Consider the following 20,448-nt stretch of genomic DNA (forward strand, 5'->3'; position numbering starts at 1 on the left):
ATGGAGATCGTGTAACACTCCTAATCATCTTCAGGTGAAGTCGCCTCGCGCTTTGATTATTTGTGCTTTTCTAACACGTCGGGAAATTGTATTTGTAGCGAGTTGTGAGATATGATAGAAAGAAGTATTTGGCCAACATGTGGACATGCGTGGCTTATCTTTGCCCTGATAGATTGATCTCTTTGGACATGTTTTACGTTTATTTGTGAGTATTTGAGGATTTATCGACATGGCAAGTAGCGAATTACAGGATCAGGTCTACCTTGTGACAGGTGCCAATGGGGGAATTGGGAAGGCGACCGCTCAGGCTCTGGCGCAGCGCGGGGCGACGGTGGTGATGATTTGTCGAGATCGTGCGCGAGGCGAGGCGGCTCGGGCTGAGATCAAGGCAAGTAGTGGCAACGAGCATATTGATCTGTTGATTGGAGATATGTCATCGCTGACATCGGTGCGGCAACTGGTGCAGGAGATCCTGGTTAACTATCCGCAGGTGCATGCTTTGATTAATAATGCCGGTGGGTCGTTCGCGCAGCGGGACGTGACTCCCGATGGCCTGGAGGCGACGCTGGCCTTGAATTATATTGGACCTTTTTTGTTGACGACTCTGTTGCTCGATCGGCTGAAGGCCAGCGCTCCATCCCGTATCGTCAACGTCGGCTCAATGGTGCACAAATTTGCTCGCATCAAGTTCGATGATCTGCAAAGCGAACGTCAGTATCGTAGTTTGCTTGTCTATGGGCAGGCAAAATTGGCCCTGATTATGTTCTCCTATGAGCTCGCTCGACGCCTGGCAGGTACGCAAGTGACCGTCAATGTCCTGCATCCAGGAGGTGTTGCGACCGGCTTTGTCGGCGATGGCATCGTTGGGAAGTTGAGCCGCCTGGTCCTGTTGACCCCTGAGCAGGGGGCACAGACCTCTCTCTATCTGGCGACCTCGCCCGCTGTCGAGCACGTCAGTGGCCAATATTTTATTAAAAGCAAGCAAGTGGCATCTTCGAAGGCATCGTACGACGAGCAGCAGCAGCAGCGACTCTGGCAGGTAACTGAGTCTTTGATCGCTGAAAAGAGCGCGTCGTTGGAATCGGCCTGAAAGAGATCAGGTTAGCTCATGGCGCAGCGGACCATGCTATCTGACGCGTCGTGAGCTTCACTGTTGTTGCTGGCAACAAACGAGATGATACAATTATTCTTTGATCCGATGAATGGAGAAGATGCGATGAGGACAATCACACTTGAGGAACACTATGCGAGTCCGGCTTTTTTGGAAGGTCCTGGCAGGGGCATGAAGATTCATGCTCCACAACTCGTTGAGCTGTTATGCGACCTCGACGATGGGCGGATCGCTGCTATGGACGCTGCTCATATCGATCTGCAAGTTCTCTCGTTGACCTCTCCCGGCGTGGAGAATCTGGATGCTGCCGAGGCTGTGACGCTGTCCCACAAGATGAATGATCTGCTTGCGGACGCCGTGCGACGCCATCCGAGTCGTTTTGCTGGCTTCGCTGCGCTTTCGACCCCCGCTCCTGACCAGGCCGCCGACGAGTTGTCGCGCATGGTTAACGAGCATGGCTTCAAGGGAGCAATGATCAATGGTCATACACGCGGTCGCTATCTGGACGATCCCTTTTTCGAGCCGATCCTGGAGCGTGCCGAAGCTCTCCAGGTGCCGATCTATCTGCATCCGGCTGAGCCTCCACGGGCAGTGATAGAAGCGTCCTACGCAGGTTTCTCACCCGAGGTGACCGTTCAACTGGCGCGAGCTGCCTGGGGCTGGCATATCGAGACCTCAAACCACATCCTGCGCCTGATCCTTGGCGGAGTCTTCGATCGCCATCCGCGCTTGCAGTTTGTGATCGGCCATATGGGAGAAGGTATCCCCTTCATGCTGCCCAGGATCAATCGCATGCTGCCAACCGAGATCACCAGGCTGGAGCGTCCTATGGAAGCCTATCTGCGCGAAAACCTCCACTACACCTTTGGCGGCTTCAATTTCACCTCCACCTTCCTCGACCTGCTGCTTGAGGTCGGCGTCGAGCGGATCATGTTCTCCGCCGACTATCCCTTTGCCTCGATGCAGGAGGCTCGCACCTTCCTCGACACGCTCCCTGTCAGTCCAGCCGATCGGGAACGGATCGCTCATGGGAATGCCGAACGTCTGCTACGCCTGTGAACGGATGTGAGATCTCCATCGAAAATAAGCTTGCATCTCTCCTCAAGCATACGATAGAAGAATCAAAGACCCGCAAGTGCCTGGTAAAAAACATCAACATCAGCCCTTGGAGGTAATCCGGCGACCTGACCATCACCAAGCTCAATAATATTCCATGTGCCATCACTCTTTCTGGCCACATCCATTAGAGATAAACTCACAGCCTTTCATCGCGTTGCGGCTTTCTTATAGCTTTTTGTCCGCTTTGTCGATCGATCTCGGCATGGATGCTTTCTGGACTGATATCGAGCTGGTGCGCGATGATGAGTAGTTCGCCGACGGCCTGCTCAAGGCGGTGTTGACGCTCTTCGTCGCTGAGAATTGGCGGATGTGAGGCGACCATCACACCCTTGCGCATGGATGTGATGACCCATCCGGCCTGTTCGAGCTCGCTATAGGCTCGTGCGATGGTGTTGGGGGCGACTCCGAGGTCGCGGGCGAATTGGCGCACCGAGGGCAATAATGTCCCCGGTGCCAGTTGTCCCGCTGCGATCAAGCTGCGTATTTGCAAGCGAATCTGCTCGTAGGGCGGTATCGGACTCGCTTGATTCAGGAGCACGAGCAAGTTACCCATTTGGATGTCCATTTTCTCCGGTCTGGATGAGAGATCGGGCTTGCCAGGGCCAGCGAGAAATCTTCCCTCCAAGGTGGCCTCTCATTATCAAGATGCCCGTACCCAGGAATTGCATCGCCGGGGGGAGGAATACGCAGACGCTTAAGAGTTCTGCGTATGGCTGGTGATCACCTTGCCAGTAGTGAGAGTTCAATAATTGCTGCGAGAGCAACGAAAATGGCAAAGAACCCAGCCACCCTATCGCCAATAGTTCGCTGTACTGGATGAATCCTATCGCAGTGGCTCGTAACATATCGTCGGCGTGTTGCGATAGCGTTGAGTCGGAGGTAACCAGCAAGCGTGAAAAGCTCACGATGCGGAAGAAAATGATCTCTGTCAGGATAAAAACCAGCAGCATGATGTCTGGCACGATGCTTAAACCGGCTGGTGTTGTTGGTACTACTATCACTTGAAAAAACAGATCGATTGGCAATGTCGATCCTGTATGAGGTGCCAGTACGAGCAGGACCCCAAATGTCCAGGCAATGATAGCAATGATTAGCCAGCGGAATAGATTGCTGCGATAGTCAGACAAGCTGCGGCGTCGCAAGTCTGCATAGGTGATACCACTGTTGAACCTTGCCGTATTGCGCAAACGCCATGCAGCAAATATCGCCCCAATACCTCCGCCAATACCAAAGCTTAACAAGAAACTTGCCAGTACAAAGGTGTAGTTGTTACTATCGACTGATACGGCTCCATTTGCCCGTAGTACAATAATCATCCACATGATTGACATCAGAGCCATCCCGATGCCACTCGCCAGTAGGCTCATCGACGTGAAATAATTCCAGCTACGCCTGACATCTGTGAGGGCTTGAGGGTGCATATCCAGGCCTACGATATGCCAGGTCATAAGCTCTTTCATCCATTGCTGATTGATGGGCAATCCATGCCAGAGGCCATAGATGCCCATTCCGATTGCTCCAAGCCCCAGGAACAAGAATAAGAAGAGTGGCAATAGCAGTAAAAGTTGATCCATAATGTAATCCGAGGCTCCTTCCTGTTTGTCTCTGCTGATGGCTGTTTGGGATGGATCGCTGGCTGACAAGACAATCCCCCCCTCATCTGTATTAAGCACATGATACAGTCTGTATTAACTACATGATACAGATAAGGAGCCGCCTTTGTCAAGGGGCAGATTTTTGTTGCCAGCAATTGCCTGAAAAGGAAGATTTTTCTGCTTTTAGCTGTGAGTGGTCGCAGGTGTCGTGCGCAAGAGGAGGCGCATGCGCATGAGATAGCCAATGGAGACGCATCCGAAGATGCTGCCGAGCGCTACGAACGCCGCTGTATTGGTGAGCTCTTGTGAGAGCATGGTATAAATGAGGTGATGTAAAAAGTTGGCGATCCCTCCGATGATGGGAGCATGCATGGCGTCATCGGAAAGCAGGCTCGTGACGAGGCTGAAGAGACAGATAATGTAAAAGGGTAGACCACACAGATAAGCCATCTGTCGCTGGGTGCGCAACGCTTCTGAGGCAAAGGTGTGACGAATGCGGCGTGCTGCAAAGCGCGTGAAGATAGCTCCAGAAATAAGAGAGAGACCTACAGGTACCAGTAGCCATCCTCCTCTTATAAATAGTTGATAGAGTGGATTTTGAGGAACGGCATATGTGCGGTATTGAACGAGACGTATCACGATGCTCAATGCTAAGATGCTTGCAAAAAGAATAATCGCACTTACAGCGATCATAGCAGCGGCCAGACATGTTAGCAGTGAGAGTGTAGAGATACGGTCTTTTCTGGTTGTCACCATGCGAGTAGATCCTTCCCTGGACATGTTTTATCGGAGGACGTGCTTTTGTACCTTTGAGCATAATTGAGACGAAGGATGTTGTAAATATGCATAGCTCGATGGTCCTTCGATGAGGGGTGGTTTTTCATATAGTTTATCACGGGCGTGTTGCTTTCTACTATAAAAACAAAAACACTCAAAAGAAAAGCAGATGAATGGAAACATGAAAAAATATTTGATCGAATTGCCGAGTGCACAAGCCTTTTTGTCCGAGCACTGCGGAGCTGATGTTCAACATATTTACGAATTAGGCAGAGGCGAATGGTCGGTTGCCTTCGCTTATCAGGTGGCCGGGCAAGCATGTGTGGCACGCTTTGGATTCTTCGATGAGGACTTCAGGAAGGATCGGATTGTCGCACAGTACGCCCTGGACAGGTTACCAATCCCGCGTATCGGAGAAATTGGACGCTACGAAAATGGCTTCTTTGCCCTATCGGAGCGTGCCTATGGAGACTTTCTTGATCAACTCGATGAAAATGCCATGCGAACGGTGCTTCCTGGCTTACTTGCGACCCTCGATGCGATTAAAGAGGTCGATCTGAGTACTACAACTGGCTTTGGCCTCTGGGATGCCTGGGGCAGAGCTCCTTATGCAAGCTGGCAGGAAGCTCTGCTGGATGTCGTCAATGATCGGCCGGGATATCGGACTTCGGGATGGCGCAAGGCTCTGGATGACGTTCCTGGCAATCTTGCACTCTTTGAGCAAGCGGCCGCTTTGTTGGCGGTGCAGGTCCCTTTGTGTCCAAATGAGCGACATCTGATTCATAATGATCTTCTGAACCGGAATGTTCTCGTTGATAGGCATCGTATCGCCTCCCTGCTTGATTGGGGCGATTCACGCTACGGCGATTATCTCTATGATCTCGCACACTTACTCTTCTGGTGGCCATGGTTTCCCCAATGGCACAATATAGATATTCGTGGAGCGATTGAGCAACACTATCAGATGAAGAAATTGGATCTACAAAACTTTCACGCGAGATTATTGTGCTACCAGATTCATATCGGCTTAGACTCTATGGCCTATCACTGCTACACAAAGCGCTGGGATAGCTTTGCAGGGAGCGCCAGGAGAATATTAGAGATCTCTGGCTTATAATGTGCATTTAGAACAGGCTGAGATCATTCTTTTGCTATTGATCTCTAAGTTTTTCTCTTCAGAGAATTATCGGGAGTATAGGATAGATTGATCTTAACTTCACAGAAAAAATTTGTTATATATAATATAGATATATAGTAATATATAACAATAGGTGAAGATAGAAATATTGTGGAAGTTATGAGAGATTGGAGCTCTTTTTATGCCCGAAGAAGTGATCAAAACCTTTCGCTATACCGCCCGACGTGGCTCTTACATAGCCACGGTAGGAACTTTCGCCTTTTTACTGATCGTCGAAGGAGGTGCTGTAGAGCTATTGACAGCGGTACTCGTGCCACTCCTCTGGCTCAAAATGGCGCTTCTGATTGCCACTATCGGATTGTCATGTCTGACATTTATCCAGTTGTTGCCCCCTTTGTGGACCACGCATCGCTTGACTGCTACCCACCTCCATCTGCACTATGGCCTCGCATTCAGTGCGCAGATTCCCCTCGATGCTATCAATGAGGCGTATGGGATACGCAAAAGCTCGACCAGGATACAACCGTTTCGTGCTCGCTATGAAGCAAAAAAGCTGCGTATTGTGGCATGCTTTTCTAATCAGGAACTGGTGTTACTGATCTTCAAACAGGAACTCATCCTCAGAATTGGCCTGCGAAAGTGTCGAACGATGAATATCCTGCTTAACGTGGATCAGCGCGACGCTTTGCTTGATGCCCTTGCCTTAACGCGTCCTGGCGATGCGGGGCAGCACACGGCATGAAATCATCTCTCCAGAGGAGAGATGATTTTGTAAGGGGATGCTTGAAATATATCCGGTTTATTCCCGGGAAGGTTGGTAGATAAGTATGACGATGCCTGTCTTGAATGTCTTTGTTTCGATCAGTTTCAGCGAGAGTTTCTCGAGGTTGTCACCGAAGAGGCGTTTGCCTTTGCCGACGAGAATGGGATGGATCATGAACTTGTACTCGTCGATCAGGTTGTGCTGCATCAGTGTGTCGACAAGTGCCGCGCTTCCGGCGACCAGGATGTCCTGTCCCGGCTGCTGCTTAAGCCTGGAGATCTCTTCCACGACGTTCTCTTTGATGATCGTCGAGTTGTTCCAGCTTGCTTCCGTGAGGGTGGTCGAGACGACGTATTTGGGGAGGCCATTCATGCGGTCGGCAAAGCCTTGTTCGTCGGTCATCGCGGGCCAGGCCTGAGCAAATCCCTCGTAGGTTGTACGCCCCAGCAGGAGCGCATCGCTGGCAAAGAGCTCATCGAATTTATACTGCGCCGCCTCCTCGTTCCAGAAGGGAAAGCTCCAGCCGCCACCGCCTGGATCTTCCATCACGCCGTCCAATGTCACGTACTCAGATACTACTACTTTTCTCATGAGACTCTCCTTCAGTGATGCGTTACGATACTGTCAATGCAGCCACGTTGTTATGGTTTTGCGCTGTCTTCTAGCTATTCGTTTTCTCGGCCTGAAGTCCGGTCATTTTGCGAGCATCGCGTCGGAAAGCCATTATCCAATCAGATCCGCCAGGCGATCAATCTGGTCGAGATCGGAGCTCCAGGTATAACATATCAATTCGTCCGTGCCGATGCTTTCAAAGGCGTCGATTGCCTCGCGCACCTGTTGTCGGGTAGAGAGCATGGCAGTTGCCTTGACATGCGCAAACGGTCCAAAAACGGAGTAGTAGCGAAAGATTTCAGCTCGGACCTGTTCCTCATCCCCTGTCTCCAGGGCCATATTCAACTGACCAATCAGCCGGGGCTTTCCGGCTCGTCCTGCCTGTCTCCACTCCTGTTCGATGGCCCGGAAGAAGTGATCAGCTTCGTGGGGATCGTCATGCCCACTCAATCCTCCCTGCGCCTCACGAGCAATACGCCGGATTGCCGTAGGGGAATCCCCTCCCAGGATCAGCTCTGGCCCTCCGGGCTGCACTGGTTGAGGCCCAATGGGACCGATCTCAGCGTCCAGAAGGTGGCCGGACCAGATTTGCTTCATTGTGGTAAGCAGATCATCGAAGCGCTTGCCGCGTGTGGTGAAATCTACCTGAGCGGCGTGGAAATCATCTTCTCGGATGCCAACGCCCAATCCCAGCGTCAGACGACCCCCTGAAAAAGCATCCAGGGTGGCGCATTCTTTGGCGAGGATGACCGGATTGCGCAATGGAGCAAGCAATACTTCGGTCAACAAACGCACCCGTGTGGTGACTGCGGCGGCCATCGCCAATGTCATGAGCGGTTCGTAGTTGCTATATACCAACCGATCATACATCCCAAGGCTGGAGAACGGACCGTTATCAACTTTTTTGGCCCAGGGGAAAAGATCCTCAGGGGAAGCGAATTGTGGAATGCTTATGCCTATTTTCATCATGATACCCTTTCCTGCTCAGAAGCGCAGCGGCTCCTGATAAATGAAGATGAAGGAAGACGAAATCTTATACCTCTTTGGGTGGTGTTTCGGTCTCCTGGCTGGCAGATTTTTCCGCCTGGCACTGCTCTCGTAGGCGTTGTGCCCAGGCCAATTCAAGCTGCCAGCGTTCAAGGATGTGCCGCATCGCCATCACCATATCTTCGCGCTTCCACACCGTTTGTCCGCTCGGCTGCACATGTCTGAGCAAATCATCAATCTCTGCTTGCTCGTAGAAAATATGACTCTGACAATAATGGATATAATGGTCGATCAGTCGGAGACGCTCTTGCACGGTGATAAAGGCAAAAAAGCCTGTTTTTTGCAAAAAGGTCTCTTGATAGGTTTTCTGATTGAGGCTGGTATCCAGCATCAGATCGTAGAAGCGCTGGCGGCCGGCCTCGGTTGTGCGGTAGACGTGAGGCTCACGATCTCCGGGACGGGTGGCAGGAAGCGACTCCTCGATGGCGATCAAGCCCTGCTGTTCAAGTCTGGCAAACGCTGGATAGATGGTTCCATTGCTGACACGGATATAGGGGCCGTTCATATCGTTAATGATCTTGGCAATCAGGTATCCATGCATAGGACCTCGCATCAGATGCGCCAGAATAACAAACTCATACACGATAGCTTCTCCTCGCCGGTGCGCGTCTCACATCCATCTGGTCTCGTATAGTATGGAAAAACCGGACGCTTCAACATGTCGAATCGTACTATTAATAGGATAACCCCTCGCATTGTTTCTGTCAAGGGGCTTTGAATGAAGGTGGGGATTCTACCGTGTGAGCTGTGAGGAAAATAATGTCATCTGCTGTGTCACTCGCGCTTGCAAAGATGATAAGACGGTTCCACATATAATCAGGCACAAAATGAGCAGGAGAAAAAAGCTCAATTGGCCTCTTCACCATAGATCGTATTCCTTGCTGATGTTATGTGATTATGCGAAGAATCAGATAGAATATGTTATTTGGTGGCGTCTAGATGGAAATTGGATCTTATATCTCTTCGGGAGAAATATCAGGTGCGTCCTCAATGAGATCGTGAGAACTGACACCAAGCGCTCCCGCCAGGCGAGCTAGAGTTGTTGTCGTGATCTCCGCATAAGGCTCTCGAAATATGCGACGAATGGTATTGTAGGAGACTTCGGACTTAATATGTAATTTTGTCATTGAAACGCCCTTGGTTCCTGCTACCTCTTTGATACGTAATCTTATCCTCATGATTTTAGAATACACCGCTCTCATGCTTGACGACAGAGTGTTTACAATGGTAACATCAGAATAGTAACACTTAAATGGCGATTTTTGAATATATATCGATGGAGGCTTTTCTGTGAGTGAGATTGCACGATTGAGGCAGCAGATTGCGTTGGAATGCGAGGCGATGCGGCGGGCGATGGAGGACTTTCGTGCGACCGCATCTCATGACATCATCAATTATCGGTACAGCAGCATCGGAGGCATGCAGGAGCAACTTGCGACGCTGGTTGGCGAGAAAGAGGCGGCGCAGATCATGGTAGAGGTTTACATTCAAGCGATCGGCTAGCAGTAATTCAAAGCAGGAGAGCATTGATGTCGGCGATGGCCTGCTTGGTCTCCTGGAAGAGGATGCCATGGATGCCGATAGCGCGGGCGGCATTGATGTGTCCGGCGACGTCGTCGAGGAAGATAGTCTCCTCTGGCTGGACGGCGAGGCGCTGGCAGGTGAGCTCGAAGATGCGCCGATCGGGCTTGCTCATGCCGACCTCGTGGGAGTAGATGATCATATCGGTTATCTGGTCGAAATGATAGAGCTCCTGCTCACGGCTCCTGGCCCCCACGAAGCTGTTACTGAGGATGGCTGTTTTATAGCGCGGCCTCAGGCTGCTGAAGTAGCTTGCCAGGGGAGCGTTCAGCGTCCCGACATACTCTATCCAATGATCCTGCATGAAAGCATCCACCAGCGCCTGATCGATCCCCAGGATCTCCCGCATGCTCTGCTGCACCTGCTCTTCGGAACAAAGTCCCAGCGAGCCAGCCTGCCAGACGCTCTCAAGGCGTTGATTGAGCTCGCCCGGCTTCAGATGGAGCTTCGCATCCCATTTTTGCATCCTGCCGGTGTCTGGCGTATGTTCCAGGACTCCGCCGATATCAAAAACAATCGCTCGTATCGCCATGATCGTTCCATCCTTTCAAGTTCAGGGCTCAGATAGGGACAAGATCAATCGTGCTTGAAGATGTCTCCTCCCTGATATATCCACAGTGGATATATCCATTAAGGATATAGTATGCTCTGCCCCGGCGGATTGTCAAGTGCAGAGCGATCTCATTTGACGATCAATTTTAACAGGATCTCAAGTGCGAGCACCGCTCCCAAACCGATATAGACCATTTTCTGGATGGCCGAGAACTCACTGCGAGTGACAAATTGTGAGGTCTGATCTCTGATCACCGAAAACTCTCCACGAGTGATAAATTGTGAAGACTGATCTTTGATCACCGAGAACTCTCCACGAGTGATAAATTGTGAAGTCTGATCTTTGATGCTGTCGAATTCTGTGCGGGTGATGAATTGTGAAGCCTGATCTTTGACGCCGGTGAATTCTGTGCGGGTGATGAATTGTGCGGCCTGGTCTTTCAGCTGTGCACGAAACTCATTCATCCCTTCGAGCCTGCGTGTCATGCCTTCTTCAGATTTATCGACCGCTAGTTGGAACGCTGCAAAGTGGGTATTTACAATGGCCTGCACGTCTTCAAAGCGCGTATCGATATGTTCATTTCTACGCAGCAGCGTTTCTGCCATGACGGCTTCAATTTTGTCGAGGGCCGATTTAGCAGCAGCAAAGCGGATATCAATATATTCTTTGGTACTTTCCTGCTGTTTAAAGAGGTCTATCTCTGCTTTATCTACCGAGCGTTGCACGGTTGATGTGCGTAGGTCGACCGCTTTTTGCATATCGGCAAAGCGAGCCTCGGTTAAGAATTTGGTGTCGTCAAAGCGCGTATCGACATATTCATTGCGGCGCAACAGCGTCTCCGCCATGACGGCTTCAATTTTGTCGAGGGCCGATTTAGCATCGGCGAAGCGTATTTCCACATACTCTTTGGTACCATCTAGCTTTTTAAACAACTCTATCTCTGCTTTATCCACCGCGATCTGTACAATTGACGTACGTAAATCAACCGCCTTTTGCATGTCAACAAAACGGATGTCGGTCGCCGCTTGAATGTCTGCGAAACGCGTATTGATATAGACTTGCAAATCGTTTACATCCACTTCTTCACTCCCCACCCACTAGAGGCCCAAAACATACTTCATCTTTTTTACACAGATAAATTTTATCATAGACAATCACTACTCAATCACAATAGAGAGGAATTTCATTCTCTTTCATCCTATATATATAAGACGTTCGAGTATAGGAATTATACACAAAACACCTCTATATGCACGTAATTCGATGAAGATTGCCACCCATGTGGGCGAAATGGCTGGAAGCCAACGTAATCGTATTTGATTATTCGACTTTTAATCATCTGGCCGCAGATTTTCTCGCTGCGTAGCAAAGAAGATCGTGTATCCGCAGTTCAAGCAGGTGACTGCCGTGATGGGTGACGTATTTTCTTTCCGTGAGAAAAGAGGGGCTTTTCGTTTGAGTTGTTGGAGAAATATTATCCCCCTCCCCTGTGCTTGTGCATAAGCTGCAACGGGTGTGCGCTGGTCACTGCCACAGATTGGGCACGGCTCTAAATCTAGTTGTTCCATCGACATACTCCCTGAATGATCTGGTTTTCTCTGTCGCTTATAATACATATAAGCCTGATATGCTTGCAAAGTCAATATGTCTTAAATATGTGTGTGTGATAGAAAGAGGTGGTTCTATGTGGCAGATGAATTTCGTTCGTACAGGTATCATTGATCTCCTGAGCATGCGCCGTCGTGATACATCAGAGTTTACGGCGTCTGTGTGCCTCGTGCTGTTTCTGGCCTCGCTGCTCTGCTGTGCGTTTAGCAGTGTGCACGCGCCTGTTGTGCTGACTGATCTGGATAATGGGAAGGTGGTGACGGTCGCGAGCGGGACACAGGTGATTGTCCGACTCACGGCCAATTCCGGGAGCACTGGCTATGCATGGAGCGTGGGGACTCCTCTAATAAAGGTTGTGGCATTGCAAGATACGAGATATCTGGCACCAACCTTTGCGCCCGGCAGTGCTCCAAGGGTGGGAGCTCCTGGGATTGCCGAGTTTACCTTCCTGACGCTAAGTAGCGGTAACTCTCCATTAAATTTTGTGCTGCGTCGTCCCTGGGAGACAAATATGCCCTCGGTTCGACACTTCGGAGTGGTCGTCCATGTCATTCCGCCGTATGGGAAATAAAGTATAGGGGGTCCTTCCTGATGGACAAATGTAGCGCGATTAAATTATAATCGGCGCGGCACCGCTGACGTTGTCCTGTGTTTCTCAAGGATGAGTATAAAGAAAGAGGAAGGAATCCAGTACGTGTATAATTATATTGGCCGTGGACGTAGAAGAAATAATCCATTTACCTCGGGGTGTCTTACACTTATCATTGGTGGCTTTTTCCTGGTGGCGGGGATTTTTATGCTGCGAGATACCTTGAGGTTCTTGCCGGGCACTCTGACAACTCAGGGGGTGATTGTTCATTGTAGTTATGAGCAGGACAAGAAAAATTCCACACCCACCTGTACTCCTACGGTATCATTTAAAACGCAATCCGGGCAGAAGATGAGCTTCATTGCCTCAGAAAGTTCGTCTTCTTATCACGTAAATGATACGGTTTCGGTGAAATATCATCTGGCGACCCCCCAGGATGGACGTATCGATTCTCTGCTGGGTACCTGGTTACTGCCCATTATATGCTGTGTCGTTGGTCTGCTTTTACTCCTCGCCAGTCCATTTGTCCTCTTCGGCGGGGTCATCCGCAGGCTGTTTGGCTGGGGGCTCTGATTTGCGCCCGCCCTTTTTTCTGTGATAGCATGGTCTGTAGTGGTGATGATGCCATGCTATCTTCTCTGATCCCTTCCGGTGGAAATGTTGCGTCTCTTTGTGGCGTCCCTGGATCTCTTCTCTGCTTTAGATAGATGACAGTATATACATCATGGTTCTGCCTTTTCTGTCATATAAGTTGAAAGGATATTTCTCTGTGGAATATACACATCTGGGTCGCACTGGATTAGAAGTCAGTCGCTTGTGTCTGGGCACAATGAACTTTGGCCCTCAGACGAGTGAAGCCGATAGCTTTGCCATTATGGATCATGCTTTGGAATTGGGCGTCAATTTCTTTGATACCGCCAACGTCTATGGACAAAAACTGGGCGAAGGTGTCACTGAAAACATCATTGGTCGCTGGTTTGCTCAGGGCGGCGAGCGACGCGAGAAGGTGGTGCTGGCTACCAAGCTCAATGGAAAGATGAGCAATTGGCCCAATGATCAGCATCTGTCGGCGCGTCACATCCGCAAGGCGTGCGAGGATAGCCTGCGCCGCCTGCAAACGGATCATATCGATCTCTATCAGATGCACCACATCGATCGCCGGACACCCTGGGAAGAGATCTGGCAGGCGATGGAGCAGTTGGTGCGCGAAGGAAAAGTCATCTACATCGGCAGCAGCAACTTCGCTGGATGGCATATCGCTCGCGCCAACGAAATGGCTCAGAAGCGCAACTTCTTCGGACTCGTCTCCGAGCAGAGCCTCTACAACCTCACCGCTCGCACCATCGAGCTGGAAGTCCTGCCTGCCTGCGAAGCCTACGGCATGGGAGTCATCCCCTGGAGTCCTCTCGGCGGCGGATTACTGGGTGGCGTCCTGCGTAAAGCCGAGACCGGTCGACGCTCCAGTCCGGCCTCGCAGGAGAATGTCGAGAAACTGCGACCACAACTCGAAGCCTACGAGAAGCTCTGTAGCGATATCGACGAAGAGCCTGCGAACGTCGCGCTGGCCTGGCTACTCGCTCAACCAGTCGTTACCGCACCGATCGTCGGACCACGTACCATCGAGCAACTTGATGGCGAATTGCGTGCCCTCGAAGTCAACCTGTCAGAGGATGTCCTGACCAAACTTGATGGTATCTTCCCCGGCCCCGGTGGAGCTGCTCCAGAAGCCTACGCCTGGTAGACTACATCCCCTTGCCAAAGTAGCGCTGTATGCTCGCATACGGCGCTACTTGTTTTTTGTTATAAGATGTGCAAAGATATTTCTACATATAAATTTTGATACTCTACAAGGGAAAGATTTTATTGCGGTAGGAGTTGTAATCTTATGTATGCACATCTATTTGCGCGTCGGCGACTCTTTTTACTTGCGTTTCTCCTCCTGATTGTTTGCGGATGTGGTTCGGCTCCCGTTAAAACGACAACGGCACCTCTCAAAGCTCCAGCCAGCCAGCAGGTTCTGATCGAGCCGATCACGGGGCGGGCGGATCTCAAGACATTTGATCCGGCACTGGCGGGAGATCTTAATTCGATTCAGGCCGTCGATATGGTCTTCACGGGTCTGGTCTCGCTCAACGACAATCTGTATGTTCAGAAGCAGCTGGCGCAATCCTATCAGATGAGCTCTGATGGCTTGACCTGGACGTTTACGCTGCGTCCGAACTTGAAGTTTAGTGATGGCACCGCATTGACCTCTACCGATGTTGCTTATAGTCTTGATCGCGCTCTGGACCCGCAGGTCGGGTCAGGGATTGCCAGTACCTATCTTGGCCTGATCAAGGATGCCGATAAGAGAAGCGCGGGAAGCGTCAAATCGCTCCTCAACGACAGCATCTTCACGCCTAACAGCACCACGGTCATCATTCGGACGAGTAGTCAGGCGGCTTATTTTCTTCAGGCGCTCACCTACAATACATCATTTGTGGTCGAGAAGAAGCTGATCGACAAATACGGTAAGACCTTTACCGATCATTTGGATGAGGGAGGCTGTACCGGTCCCTGGAAAGTCTCAAGCTACGTGCACGGCAAAGAGATTGATCTGGTACCGAATCCCTACTATTACGGTGCCAGGCCGCAGCTCCAAAAGCTGGTGATCCCATTTTATAAGAGCGAGGAGACGGCGTATCAGGCGTACCTCAATGGACAGGTTGATAGCGCTGGCATTCCCAATGCCTCGATCAATGCGGCCAAAGCCCTCCCCGATCATCAATACCATCGCGTGCCGATTCTGGCCATCGATTTTATCGGGATGAATTATTTGACCAAACCCTTCGATAATTTGAAGATCCGTCAGGCGTTTGCGCTGGCGCTGGACAAATATGTCCTGGCGCATAACGTCGCCAAGGATGCCGGTATCGCCACCAACCACATCGTGCCGCAGGGGATGCCGGCCTATAATAGCAAGCTGGTAGGTCCTCTGGGAGTCAAAGATGTCCATGGCGATGCGACGATCGCGAAGACGATCTTTGCTCAGGGGATGCAGGAGGCTGGCTATACGGAGAAGACCTTCCCCAAAGTGACCTTCTCGGTGTCGACCGAGGGATCATCCGATGCATCTAATCTCTTTAGCGCCATGCAGCAGATGTGGAAGACGACGCTGGGTGTCAATGTGACGATCCAGGATAGCGATTTTGGGACGCTGCTGGATCAGATCAGTAGCTCTACCAACAATGCCAAGGGACTGCAAATGTGGTATTCTGACTGGTTCGCCGACTATCCCGACGCTCAGGATTGGTTAACCCTTCAATTTGGACCCCAGAGTGGGAGCCTCAATAGTGGGAACTATGGGAAAAGCTCTGCATCCTACGTCGAGGAGCAAAAAGCGAACCAGTCTTTAATGCTCAACGCTGATATCAATCCGAACGCGGCCGTTCGGATGCAACAGTATAATAACGCCGAGCAGATTCTTGTGAATGATGTGGCCTGGCTACCAATCGCGCAAGAGACATCAATGTATGTCCAGAAGCCCTGTGTGATTGGCACCGTCGAGAACGCCCAGAGTCTGACGCCTCCCGACGATTGGGGTGCAATCTATATTGCGGCTAATGCATCCTGTGCGCATACGAATTAGGAGAGACGTTCTGCTGCTACCTGAGCCATCCTCTCTTCCTTGGATGGCTTGTACTCCTTTGCGCCCTCCAGGATGTTGACTGCTGTATGAAAGAAGCGCGTCGTGGTCTTCTCGCCCAGCTCTTTGAATCCTGGAGCCGCCTGGGTCTTACCCTCCATGTGATGCCAGACCACAAAGGCTTCATAGTCTCTGGTCTGGATAATCTCCATGTCTCCTTTTGGTGAATAGAGGGGCAACTCAAGTGTTGTCGGTATCTGTTCAGCGGTAAAGATCACGCACAACCGCATGTCCGGCTTTATATCCATATCTTTGAATGGATCGATGGACAGTATCTGCTCCATTTCTGGCACGGTACGCAAAAAGACTGAAACGTTGTACTTTAATGAGTTGATGAGATGAGGCTCGATCAATTGTGTTAATTCTTTGCGATCTGTCTCCTCGGTCTCGAAGAAAACATTCCCGCTTTGCATATGAGTCCGCACATTATTGAAGCCGAGCTCCCTGAAGAGTTCACGAATGCGTCTCATTTTCACATAGTGACGGCCAACATTTATACCACGCAACAGTGCTATGTATATCATTTCTCACTCCTTCTTGCCTGTTTGCTATTTTTACAGTCACTGCGCTGCTTATCTCACGATAATCCAGCCTGTAGTGCTTAGCAGGCTTCGGGAAACGTCCCGATTTCCATTTTATATCACAGCTACGAGCGGAAGGGAACAAATCTCCTCGAAGGTACTGATAAAAAAACGCAGCGGGCCGAAAATTGAGCGTTATGATCCATCCTGACATGATCTCCAAATTGATATCCGAAAATGTGTGCTCGGGGTAGTCTTATACCTATGAGAGAGAATAATCTCAATAAGGAGTAGACAATGTTTGGTAAACATCTTGAGCCAGCCGAAGCGACCGTGCTCTATGCAGAAATGAGCTCTGTCAGCACGCATACATCCTGGCAGACCTACGAGTTTATCCTCGACGTCCGTACAGCCAGTGGACAGGTCTTTCGAGCGGATAAGAAGCAAGAATTTGTCCCATTTTCGCATCCAAAGGTCGGAGACGTCGTCAAAGTCAAATACAATCCGAAGAACATGAAAGTGGAGTTCGATCTTAAGGGAGATATCCGCTATGACGCAAAGGCGCAGGAGGCCGCGACGAAGGCCAGGCGTGACGCTATTTTGGCCTCAGAGCCGGGAGCGCCACTGCCAGCCAATCAGTATCAAGATGCGTTGCGAGCTCAGTTCCATCCGGGAGGACAGCCGCTGAACATAGCCGCCGGGAGCCTGGATTTGAATGAGATCATCAGCAGCGCTCTGGCAAATGGTAACGCGACGGTGATTCATATGGATGGCAGTTCTGGCTCGGCTCAGGGCCTGACACCTGAAGTGCTACAGCGCTTGCAGGGTCTTGCCGGTAGTCTGCCAGGCTTTGAGGGCCTGCAAAATATGCCAGGCTTGCAAGGGCAAGCCAATCAAGCAGGATTCCAAAGCCAGGCGGGTCAGATGGGTTATCCGGGGCAAGCAGGACCGACCGATCAAACTACTCAGGCGCAACAGGCCTTTGCGCAGAGCAATGTGCTGCGCGCCGATCTGCAAAGTCACGGCGTGATCGGTTCCGCGCTCGTTTTGTCCGTCGAGGAGACCGGAATGACATTTCCTCCCTTTAGCGCCAAAAAAGTTACTGCGCGTATACAGGAAGCCGCCAGCTATCAGGTATTTGACCGCACCTTTATAACCTGGGTCGACAGCAGGGCGGTCCAGTTATCGATCGGAGCAAGTATCACCGTGCGTTACGATCCATCCAACCATGATCGCATCATCATAGATCATTGACCGCGCTCTATTTGATTTTGTCGATGGCTACGGCGGCTATGATGAAGACAGCCAGGCTGGCCGAGCAAAAACTTATCCAGCCGCCAGTGCCCCCGACGATAACCAGGCAGATCACGGCAAACACGACCAGTGCGATCAGCGCCATTCCAAAAGCGATCAGGCGTATCACATTGGCATTGTCAGGCGGCCGAGCATAGACTTTGGCGTTCCGTGATGGCTCGTAGAAGGATTCGTCGCGTGGAGGGGCGTAGGCTTGCTCGCCTTGATAAGCTCCATAGCCGGGGATCTCTTGATTAGGAAGAGGCTCATTTTCTTCTCTTTGGGGTGGCATCATCTGCTTTTTCTCCTCTGTCGCCTGTCTGAAGGACCATAACATCTCGTTAGATGATACGCATGAGCAAATGTAGAGTTGTATATATGACTCTGGACACTTTTGTCCCCGACATTTCAACATGGCTTCACTGAAGAGATCAAGCAAGCAGACGTAGCGGCGCGGCTCCGCCGTGCTGTCTGTGACTCGTATGATTCGGCCAAGGATGCGTTTCTCAATGGAATGCCATGGGCAACGTAGTCGTACGAGTCACAGACAGCACGGCGGAGCCGCGCCGCTACGTCGGTGAGCGTTAACGCCATAGGCGAAAGGTTTTTTTATTCCCCATCTTAACAGTATTGGACGCCGTTGTCCGCACTTTCAATCAGGCGACTTTCAATGAGACGTCATCGACGTAGAATTCGGTCGGATTTTTGCTGCCGTTGCTGGCAACCAGGGCGATCTGGATGGTTGATCCTTTGTACGCGCTGACGTCGTAGCTGGATGTCTGCCAGCTGCCGGTAGTACTGCCGTCGCTGATGGTCTGGACGGTGCTGAGCGTGCTCCCACTGCCGTTGCGTATGCGTACGTAGAGGTAGTCGTAGGAGTGGGTGGTCTCGCTGGTGGTGACGTACCAGGAGTAGCTGAGCGTGGCGCTGCTGATGCTCGCCGGGATGCTGACTTGCTGATACATGCTATCGCTACAGTTGTTGGCTCCGCAGAAGTCGGCGCTGTACGAGCCGCTGTGCGGTTTGACGGTGTCGACGATCTCGTAACCGGCGCTCGATGACTCGGTCCAGGACGCTCCGACGCTTTCGAAGCCGCCGTTGCTGATCAGGTTGCTTCCTCCGCTGACGGTGGTCGGCGTGGGAGTTGGCGTCGAGCCGTTTCCGGCGGTCGGTGTTGGCGTGGGTGTGGTACCTCCGCTGCTGTAACCGGACAACCAATCGGTGGCGTTCGGGAAGAGGATGTTGTCCTGTGCAGAGCTATCGTTCCAGCCGTTGTAGCAGGTGTTGCCGGAGGCACAGGTGCCGTCGTCGATGGCAGAACTGTCTCCCATCGCGGCGACGCGTCCGCTGCCGTAGCTGCTGTGCGCGAAGACAACGTTGGTGGTCCCACTGTTGGAGGCGCTGGCTCGATAGATGTCTCCTCTGACATTGGCGTTGTCGGCGGTCTTCAAGGTCTCGGTGGTGCCGTTGCGCAGGATCGTTCCTGTGGCGCTCCCAAAGGCTCCCTTGAGGATCGGGTCGCTGGCAGCACCGGCTGTGTCGTTGGATGGGTTCTCGCTGGCGATGTTGACCGCGTCGTATTGGATGCCGAAGGGATCTGTCTGGACGCTGTTGTTGTTCATCAGGTCGTTGAGGACCTGGAGCGAGTCTGCTCCGTCGTTGTTGCGGTCGCTGCCGGTGTGGTCGGCGATCATAAAGAGTCCGCCGCCGTTCTTGACGAAGGTGATGATGGCGGTCTTTTCGCTGGCCGTGAATAAGATGTTGGGCTCGGGTAGCACAAGCTCGTTGAAGTTTTTCAGATCAAGCGCACTACTGGTCCCATAGGTCAAAGCCGCGTTATTGGTCTTCAGGCTGTAGCGACCAGTTTTCTGGAGCGCCACGCCCCAGGCGCTGATCCCACCGGTCCAATCGGTCTCCGCCGACGGGCTGGCATTCTGCGTGAGCGGATTGGGGATACTGCTGCTGATAACCCAATCGGCGTTGCCTGCCTGCTCGGCGTGATAGTCGTCGAAGAGCACGCTGAAGGTCGCAGCGTGAGCTGTCTGCGTCCGTGAGGTCGGGAGGAAGATGATCGCGCTCAGCGCGACAACGATAATGATGGCACATAACGAGATTATGTGCTGCTTCTGAACGGTCATAGAGACTCCTTTATGGAAGCGATTCACATCCTTGCTAAAGTCGACGTTCAATAGGCGGTCTGCGGGAGCAGGCCGGGCACCCCGATCTAGTATAACATATCGCCTAATACATCTCTCTTTGGCATCATATGCTTGTATTGTACATGGAGGATAGATGGACGTGCTAAAGGGCTCTGTTGGCGAAATTGGTCCAGACAACTCTGCCAGCTTCTGTTGTCTTGGAAGGGTACTATAATCAGGTGAACGTGGTCGTATGGCGAGGGAGCGGACGCCGTAAACGGTGGCCCCTCCCTCGCCACACGATCAGGCTCGCCGGAA

At 51.5% G+C, this 20,448-nt stretch carries 25 protein-coding genes; 10 read left to right on the plus strand and 15 right to left on the minus strand.

What is annotated here, in order from left to right:
* Nucleotides 1–229 precede the first annotated feature (229 nt).
* Both AC27N8_RS33875 and AC27N8_RS33880 read left to right on the plus strand, forming a co-directional pair.
* On the plus strand, nt 230–1,090 hold the full coding sequence (locus AC27N8_RS33875) for an SDR family oxidoreductase (protein ID WP_487073883.1): 861 nt from the start codon (nt 230–232) through the stop codon (nt 1,088–1,090).
* A gap of 126 nt (nt 1,091–1,216) precedes the next feature.
* On the plus strand, nt 1,217–2,170 hold the full coding sequence (locus AC27N8_RS33880) for an amidohydrolase family protein (protein ID WP_487073885.1): 954 nt from the start codon (nt 1,217–1,219) through the stop codon (nt 2,168–2,170).
* 62 nt (nt 2,171–2,232) lie between these two features.
* Here the strand turns inward: AC27N8_RS33880 and AC27N8_RS33885 are convergent, their stop codons facing one another.
* The 4 genes from AC27N8_RS33885 to AC27N8_RS33900 form a co-directional block, all read right to left on the minus strand.
* Nucleotides 2,233–2,370 (minus strand): ATP-grasp domain-containing protein, encoded by a 138-nt coding sequence (locus tag AC27N8_RS33885; protein ID WP_487073887.1) that lies wholly within the window; start codon nt 2,368–2,370, stop codon nt 2,233–2,235.
* Entirely contained in the window at nt 2,367–2,783 is a 417-nt protein-coding gene (locus AC27N8_RS33890) for a GntR family transcriptional regulator (protein ID WP_487073889.1), read from the minus strand. The genes AC27N8_RS33885 and AC27N8_RS33890 overlap by 4 nt, the downstream gene beginning before the upstream one ends.
* Nucleotides 2,776–3,804: a hypothetical protein gene (locus AC27N8_RS33895; protein ID WP_487073891.1), complete on the minus strand. Its 1,029-nt coding sequence runs from the start codon at nt 3,802–3,804 to the stop codon at nt 2,776–2,778. Before AC27N8_RS33895 ends, AC27N8_RS33890 begins: the two co-directional genes overlap by 8 nt.
* A gap of 204 nt (nt 3,805–4,008) precedes the next feature.
* Nucleotides 4,009–4,581 carry a hypothetical protein gene (locus AC27N8_RS33900; protein ID WP_487073893.1) on the minus strand — a complete coding sequence of 191 codons (573 nt, stop codon included), beginning with the start codon at nt 4,579–4,581 and terminating at the stop codon, nt 4,009–4,011.
* A 202-nt stretch (nt 4,582–4,783) separates the two neighbouring features.
* Here AC27N8_RS33900 and AC27N8_RS33905 point away from each other — a divergent pair, with 202 nt between their 5' ends.
* Entirely contained in the window at nt 4,784–5,719 is a 936-nt protein-coding gene (locus tag AC27N8_RS33905; RefSeq protein WP_487073895.1) for a phosphotransferase, read from the plus strand.
* Between the two features lie 202 nt (nt 5,720–5,921).
* A complete protein-coding gene (locus AC27N8_RS33910) occupies nt 5,922–6,482 on the plus strand; it encodes a hypothetical protein (protein WP_487073897.1) in 561 nt (186 codons plus the stop codon).
* Nucleotides 6,483–6,539: 57 nt separating this feature from the next.
* Here AC27N8_RS33910 and AC27N8_RS33915 read toward each other — a convergent pair whose 3' ends face one another.
* The 4 genes from AC27N8_RS33915 to AC27N8_RS33930 form a co-directional block, all read right to left on the minus strand.
* Nucleotides 6,540–7,094 (minus strand): dihydrofolate reductase family protein, encoded by a 555-nt coding sequence (locus AC27N8_RS33915; RefSeq protein WP_487073899.1) that lies wholly within the window; start codon nt 7,092–7,094, stop codon nt 6,540–6,542.
* Nucleotides 7,095–7,226: 132 nt separating this feature from the next.
* Nucleotides 7,227–8,084, minus strand: coding sequence for an LLM class flavin-dependent oxidoreductase (locus tag AC27N8_RS33920; protein WP_487073901.1), 858 nt, complete (start codon nt 8,082–8,084; stop codon nt 7,227–7,229).
* A 64-nt stretch (nt 8,085–8,148) separates the two neighbouring features.
* Entirely contained in the window at nt 8,149–8,745 is a 597-nt protein-coding gene (locus AC27N8_RS33925) for a PadR family transcriptional regulator (RefSeq protein ID WP_487073903.1), read from the minus strand.
* 370 nt (nt 8,746–9,115) lie between these two features.
* Nucleotides 9,116–9,364: a helix-turn-helix domain-containing protein gene (locus tag AC27N8_RS33930; protein ID WP_487073905.1), complete on the minus strand. Its 249-nt coding sequence runs from the start codon at nt 9,362–9,364 to the stop codon at nt 9,116–9,118.
* Between the two features lie 88 nt (nt 9,365–9,452).
* Here AC27N8_RS33930 and AC27N8_RS33935 point away from each other — a divergent pair, with 88 nt between their 5' ends.
* Nucleotides 9,453–9,665, plus strand: a complete 213-nt coding sequence (locus tag AC27N8_RS33935; RefSeq protein ID WP_487073907.1) for a hypothetical protein — start codon at nt 9,453–9,455, stop codon at nt 9,663–9,665.
* A 7-nt stretch (nt 9,666–9,672) separates the two neighbouring features.
* Here AC27N8_RS33935 and AC27N8_RS33940 read toward each other — a convergent pair whose 3' ends face one another.
* The 3 genes from AC27N8_RS33940 to AC27N8_RS33950 all read right to left on the minus strand — a co-directional run bounded on the left by AC27N8_RS33940 (nt 9,673) and on the right by AC27N8_RS33950 (nt 11,864).
* Nucleotides 9,673–10,275 carry an HAD family hydrolase gene (locus tag AC27N8_RS33940; protein WP_487073909.1) on the minus strand — a complete coding sequence of 201 codons (603 nt, stop codon included), beginning with the start codon at nt 10,273–10,275 and terminating at the stop codon, nt 9,673–9,675.
* 149 nt (nt 10,276–10,424) lie between these two features.
* Complete coding sequence (locus AC27N8_RS33945; protein WP_487073911.1) at nt 10,425–11,375, minus strand: hypothetical protein; 951 nt, start codon at nt 11,373–11,375, stop codon at nt 10,425–10,427.
* A gap of 252 nt (nt 11,376–11,627) precedes the next feature.
* Complete coding sequence (locus AC27N8_RS33950) at nt 11,628–11,864, minus strand: hypothetical protein (RefSeq protein WP_487073913.1); 237 nt, start codon at nt 11,862–11,864, stop codon at nt 11,628–11,630.
* 116 nt (nt 11,865–11,980) lie between these two features.
* On the opposite strand from AC27N8_RS33950, the gene AC27N8_RS33955 reads away from it, so the two are divergent.
* The 4 genes from AC27N8_RS33955 to AC27N8_RS33970 all read left to right on the plus strand — a co-directional run bounded on the left by AC27N8_RS33955 (nt 11,981) and on the right by AC27N8_RS33970 (nt 16,121).
* Nucleotides 11,981–12,475, plus strand: a complete 495-nt coding sequence (locus tag AC27N8_RS33955; RefSeq protein WP_487073915.1) for a protease inhibitor I42 family protein — start codon at nt 11,981–11,983, stop codon at nt 12,473–12,475.
* A 123-nt stretch (nt 12,476–12,598) separates the two neighbouring features.
* Nucleotides 12,599–13,066: a DUF3592 domain-containing protein gene (locus AC27N8_RS33960; protein WP_487073917.1), complete on the plus strand. Its 468-nt coding sequence runs from the start codon at nt 12,599–12,601 to the stop codon at nt 13,064–13,066.
* A gap of 196 nt (nt 13,067–13,262) precedes the next feature.
* Entirely contained in the window at nt 13,263–14,234 is a 972-nt protein-coding gene (locus tag AC27N8_RS33965; RefSeq protein WP_487073919.1) for an aldo/keto reductase, read from the plus strand.
* Between the two features lie 144 nt (nt 14,235–14,378).
* A complete protein-coding gene (locus AC27N8_RS33970; RefSeq protein WP_487073921.1) occupies nt 14,379–16,121 on the plus strand; it encodes a peptide ABC transporter substrate-binding protein in 1,743 nt (580 codons plus the stop codon).
* On the opposite strand, the gene AC27N8_RS33975 is transcribed toward AC27N8_RS33970, so the two are convergent.
* A complete protein-coding gene (locus tag AC27N8_RS33975; protein ID WP_487073923.1) occupies nt 16,118–16,702 on the minus strand; it encodes a DUF1697 domain-containing protein in 585 nt (194 codons plus the stop codon). The two genes, AC27N8_RS33970 and AC27N8_RS33975, sit on opposite strands and share 4 nt — an antisense overlap.
* A 294-nt stretch (nt 16,703–16,996) precedes the next feature.
* Here AC27N8_RS33975 and AC27N8_RS33980 point away from each other — a divergent pair, with 294 nt between their 5' ends.
* Nucleotides 16,997–17,953, plus strand: coding sequence for a collagen-like triple helix repeat-containing protein (locus AC27N8_RS33980; protein WP_487073925.1), 957 nt, complete (start codon nt 16,997–16,999; stop codon nt 17,951–17,953).
* Nucleotides 17,954–17,960: 7 nt separating this feature from the next.
* Here the strand turns inward: AC27N8_RS33980 and AC27N8_RS33985 are convergent, their stop codons facing one another.
* The 3 genes from AC27N8_RS33985 to AC27N8_RS33995 all read right to left on the minus strand — a co-directional run bounded on the left by AC27N8_RS33985 (nt 17,961) and on the right by AC27N8_RS33995 (nt 20,130).
* A complete protein-coding gene (locus AC27N8_RS33985) occupies nt 17,961–18,287 on the minus strand; it encodes a hypothetical protein (protein WP_487073927.1) in 327 nt (108 codons plus the stop codon).
* A gap of 113 nt (nt 18,288–18,400) precedes the next feature.
* Nucleotides 18,401–18,586 (minus strand): hypothetical protein, encoded by a 186-nt coding sequence (locus tag AC27N8_RS33990; protein WP_487073929.1) that lies wholly within the window; start codon nt 18,584–18,586, stop codon nt 18,401–18,403.
* A 62-nt stretch (nt 18,587–18,648) separates the two neighbouring features.
* On the minus strand, nt 18,649–20,130 hold the full coding sequence (locus AC27N8_RS33995) for a hydrolase (RefSeq protein ID WP_487073931.1): 1,482 nt from the start codon (nt 20,128–20,130) through the stop codon (nt 18,649–18,651).
* Nucleotides 20,131–20,448: the final 318 nt, after the last annotated feature.

The organism is Dictyobacter sp. Z7_2, from assembly GCF_057551105.1.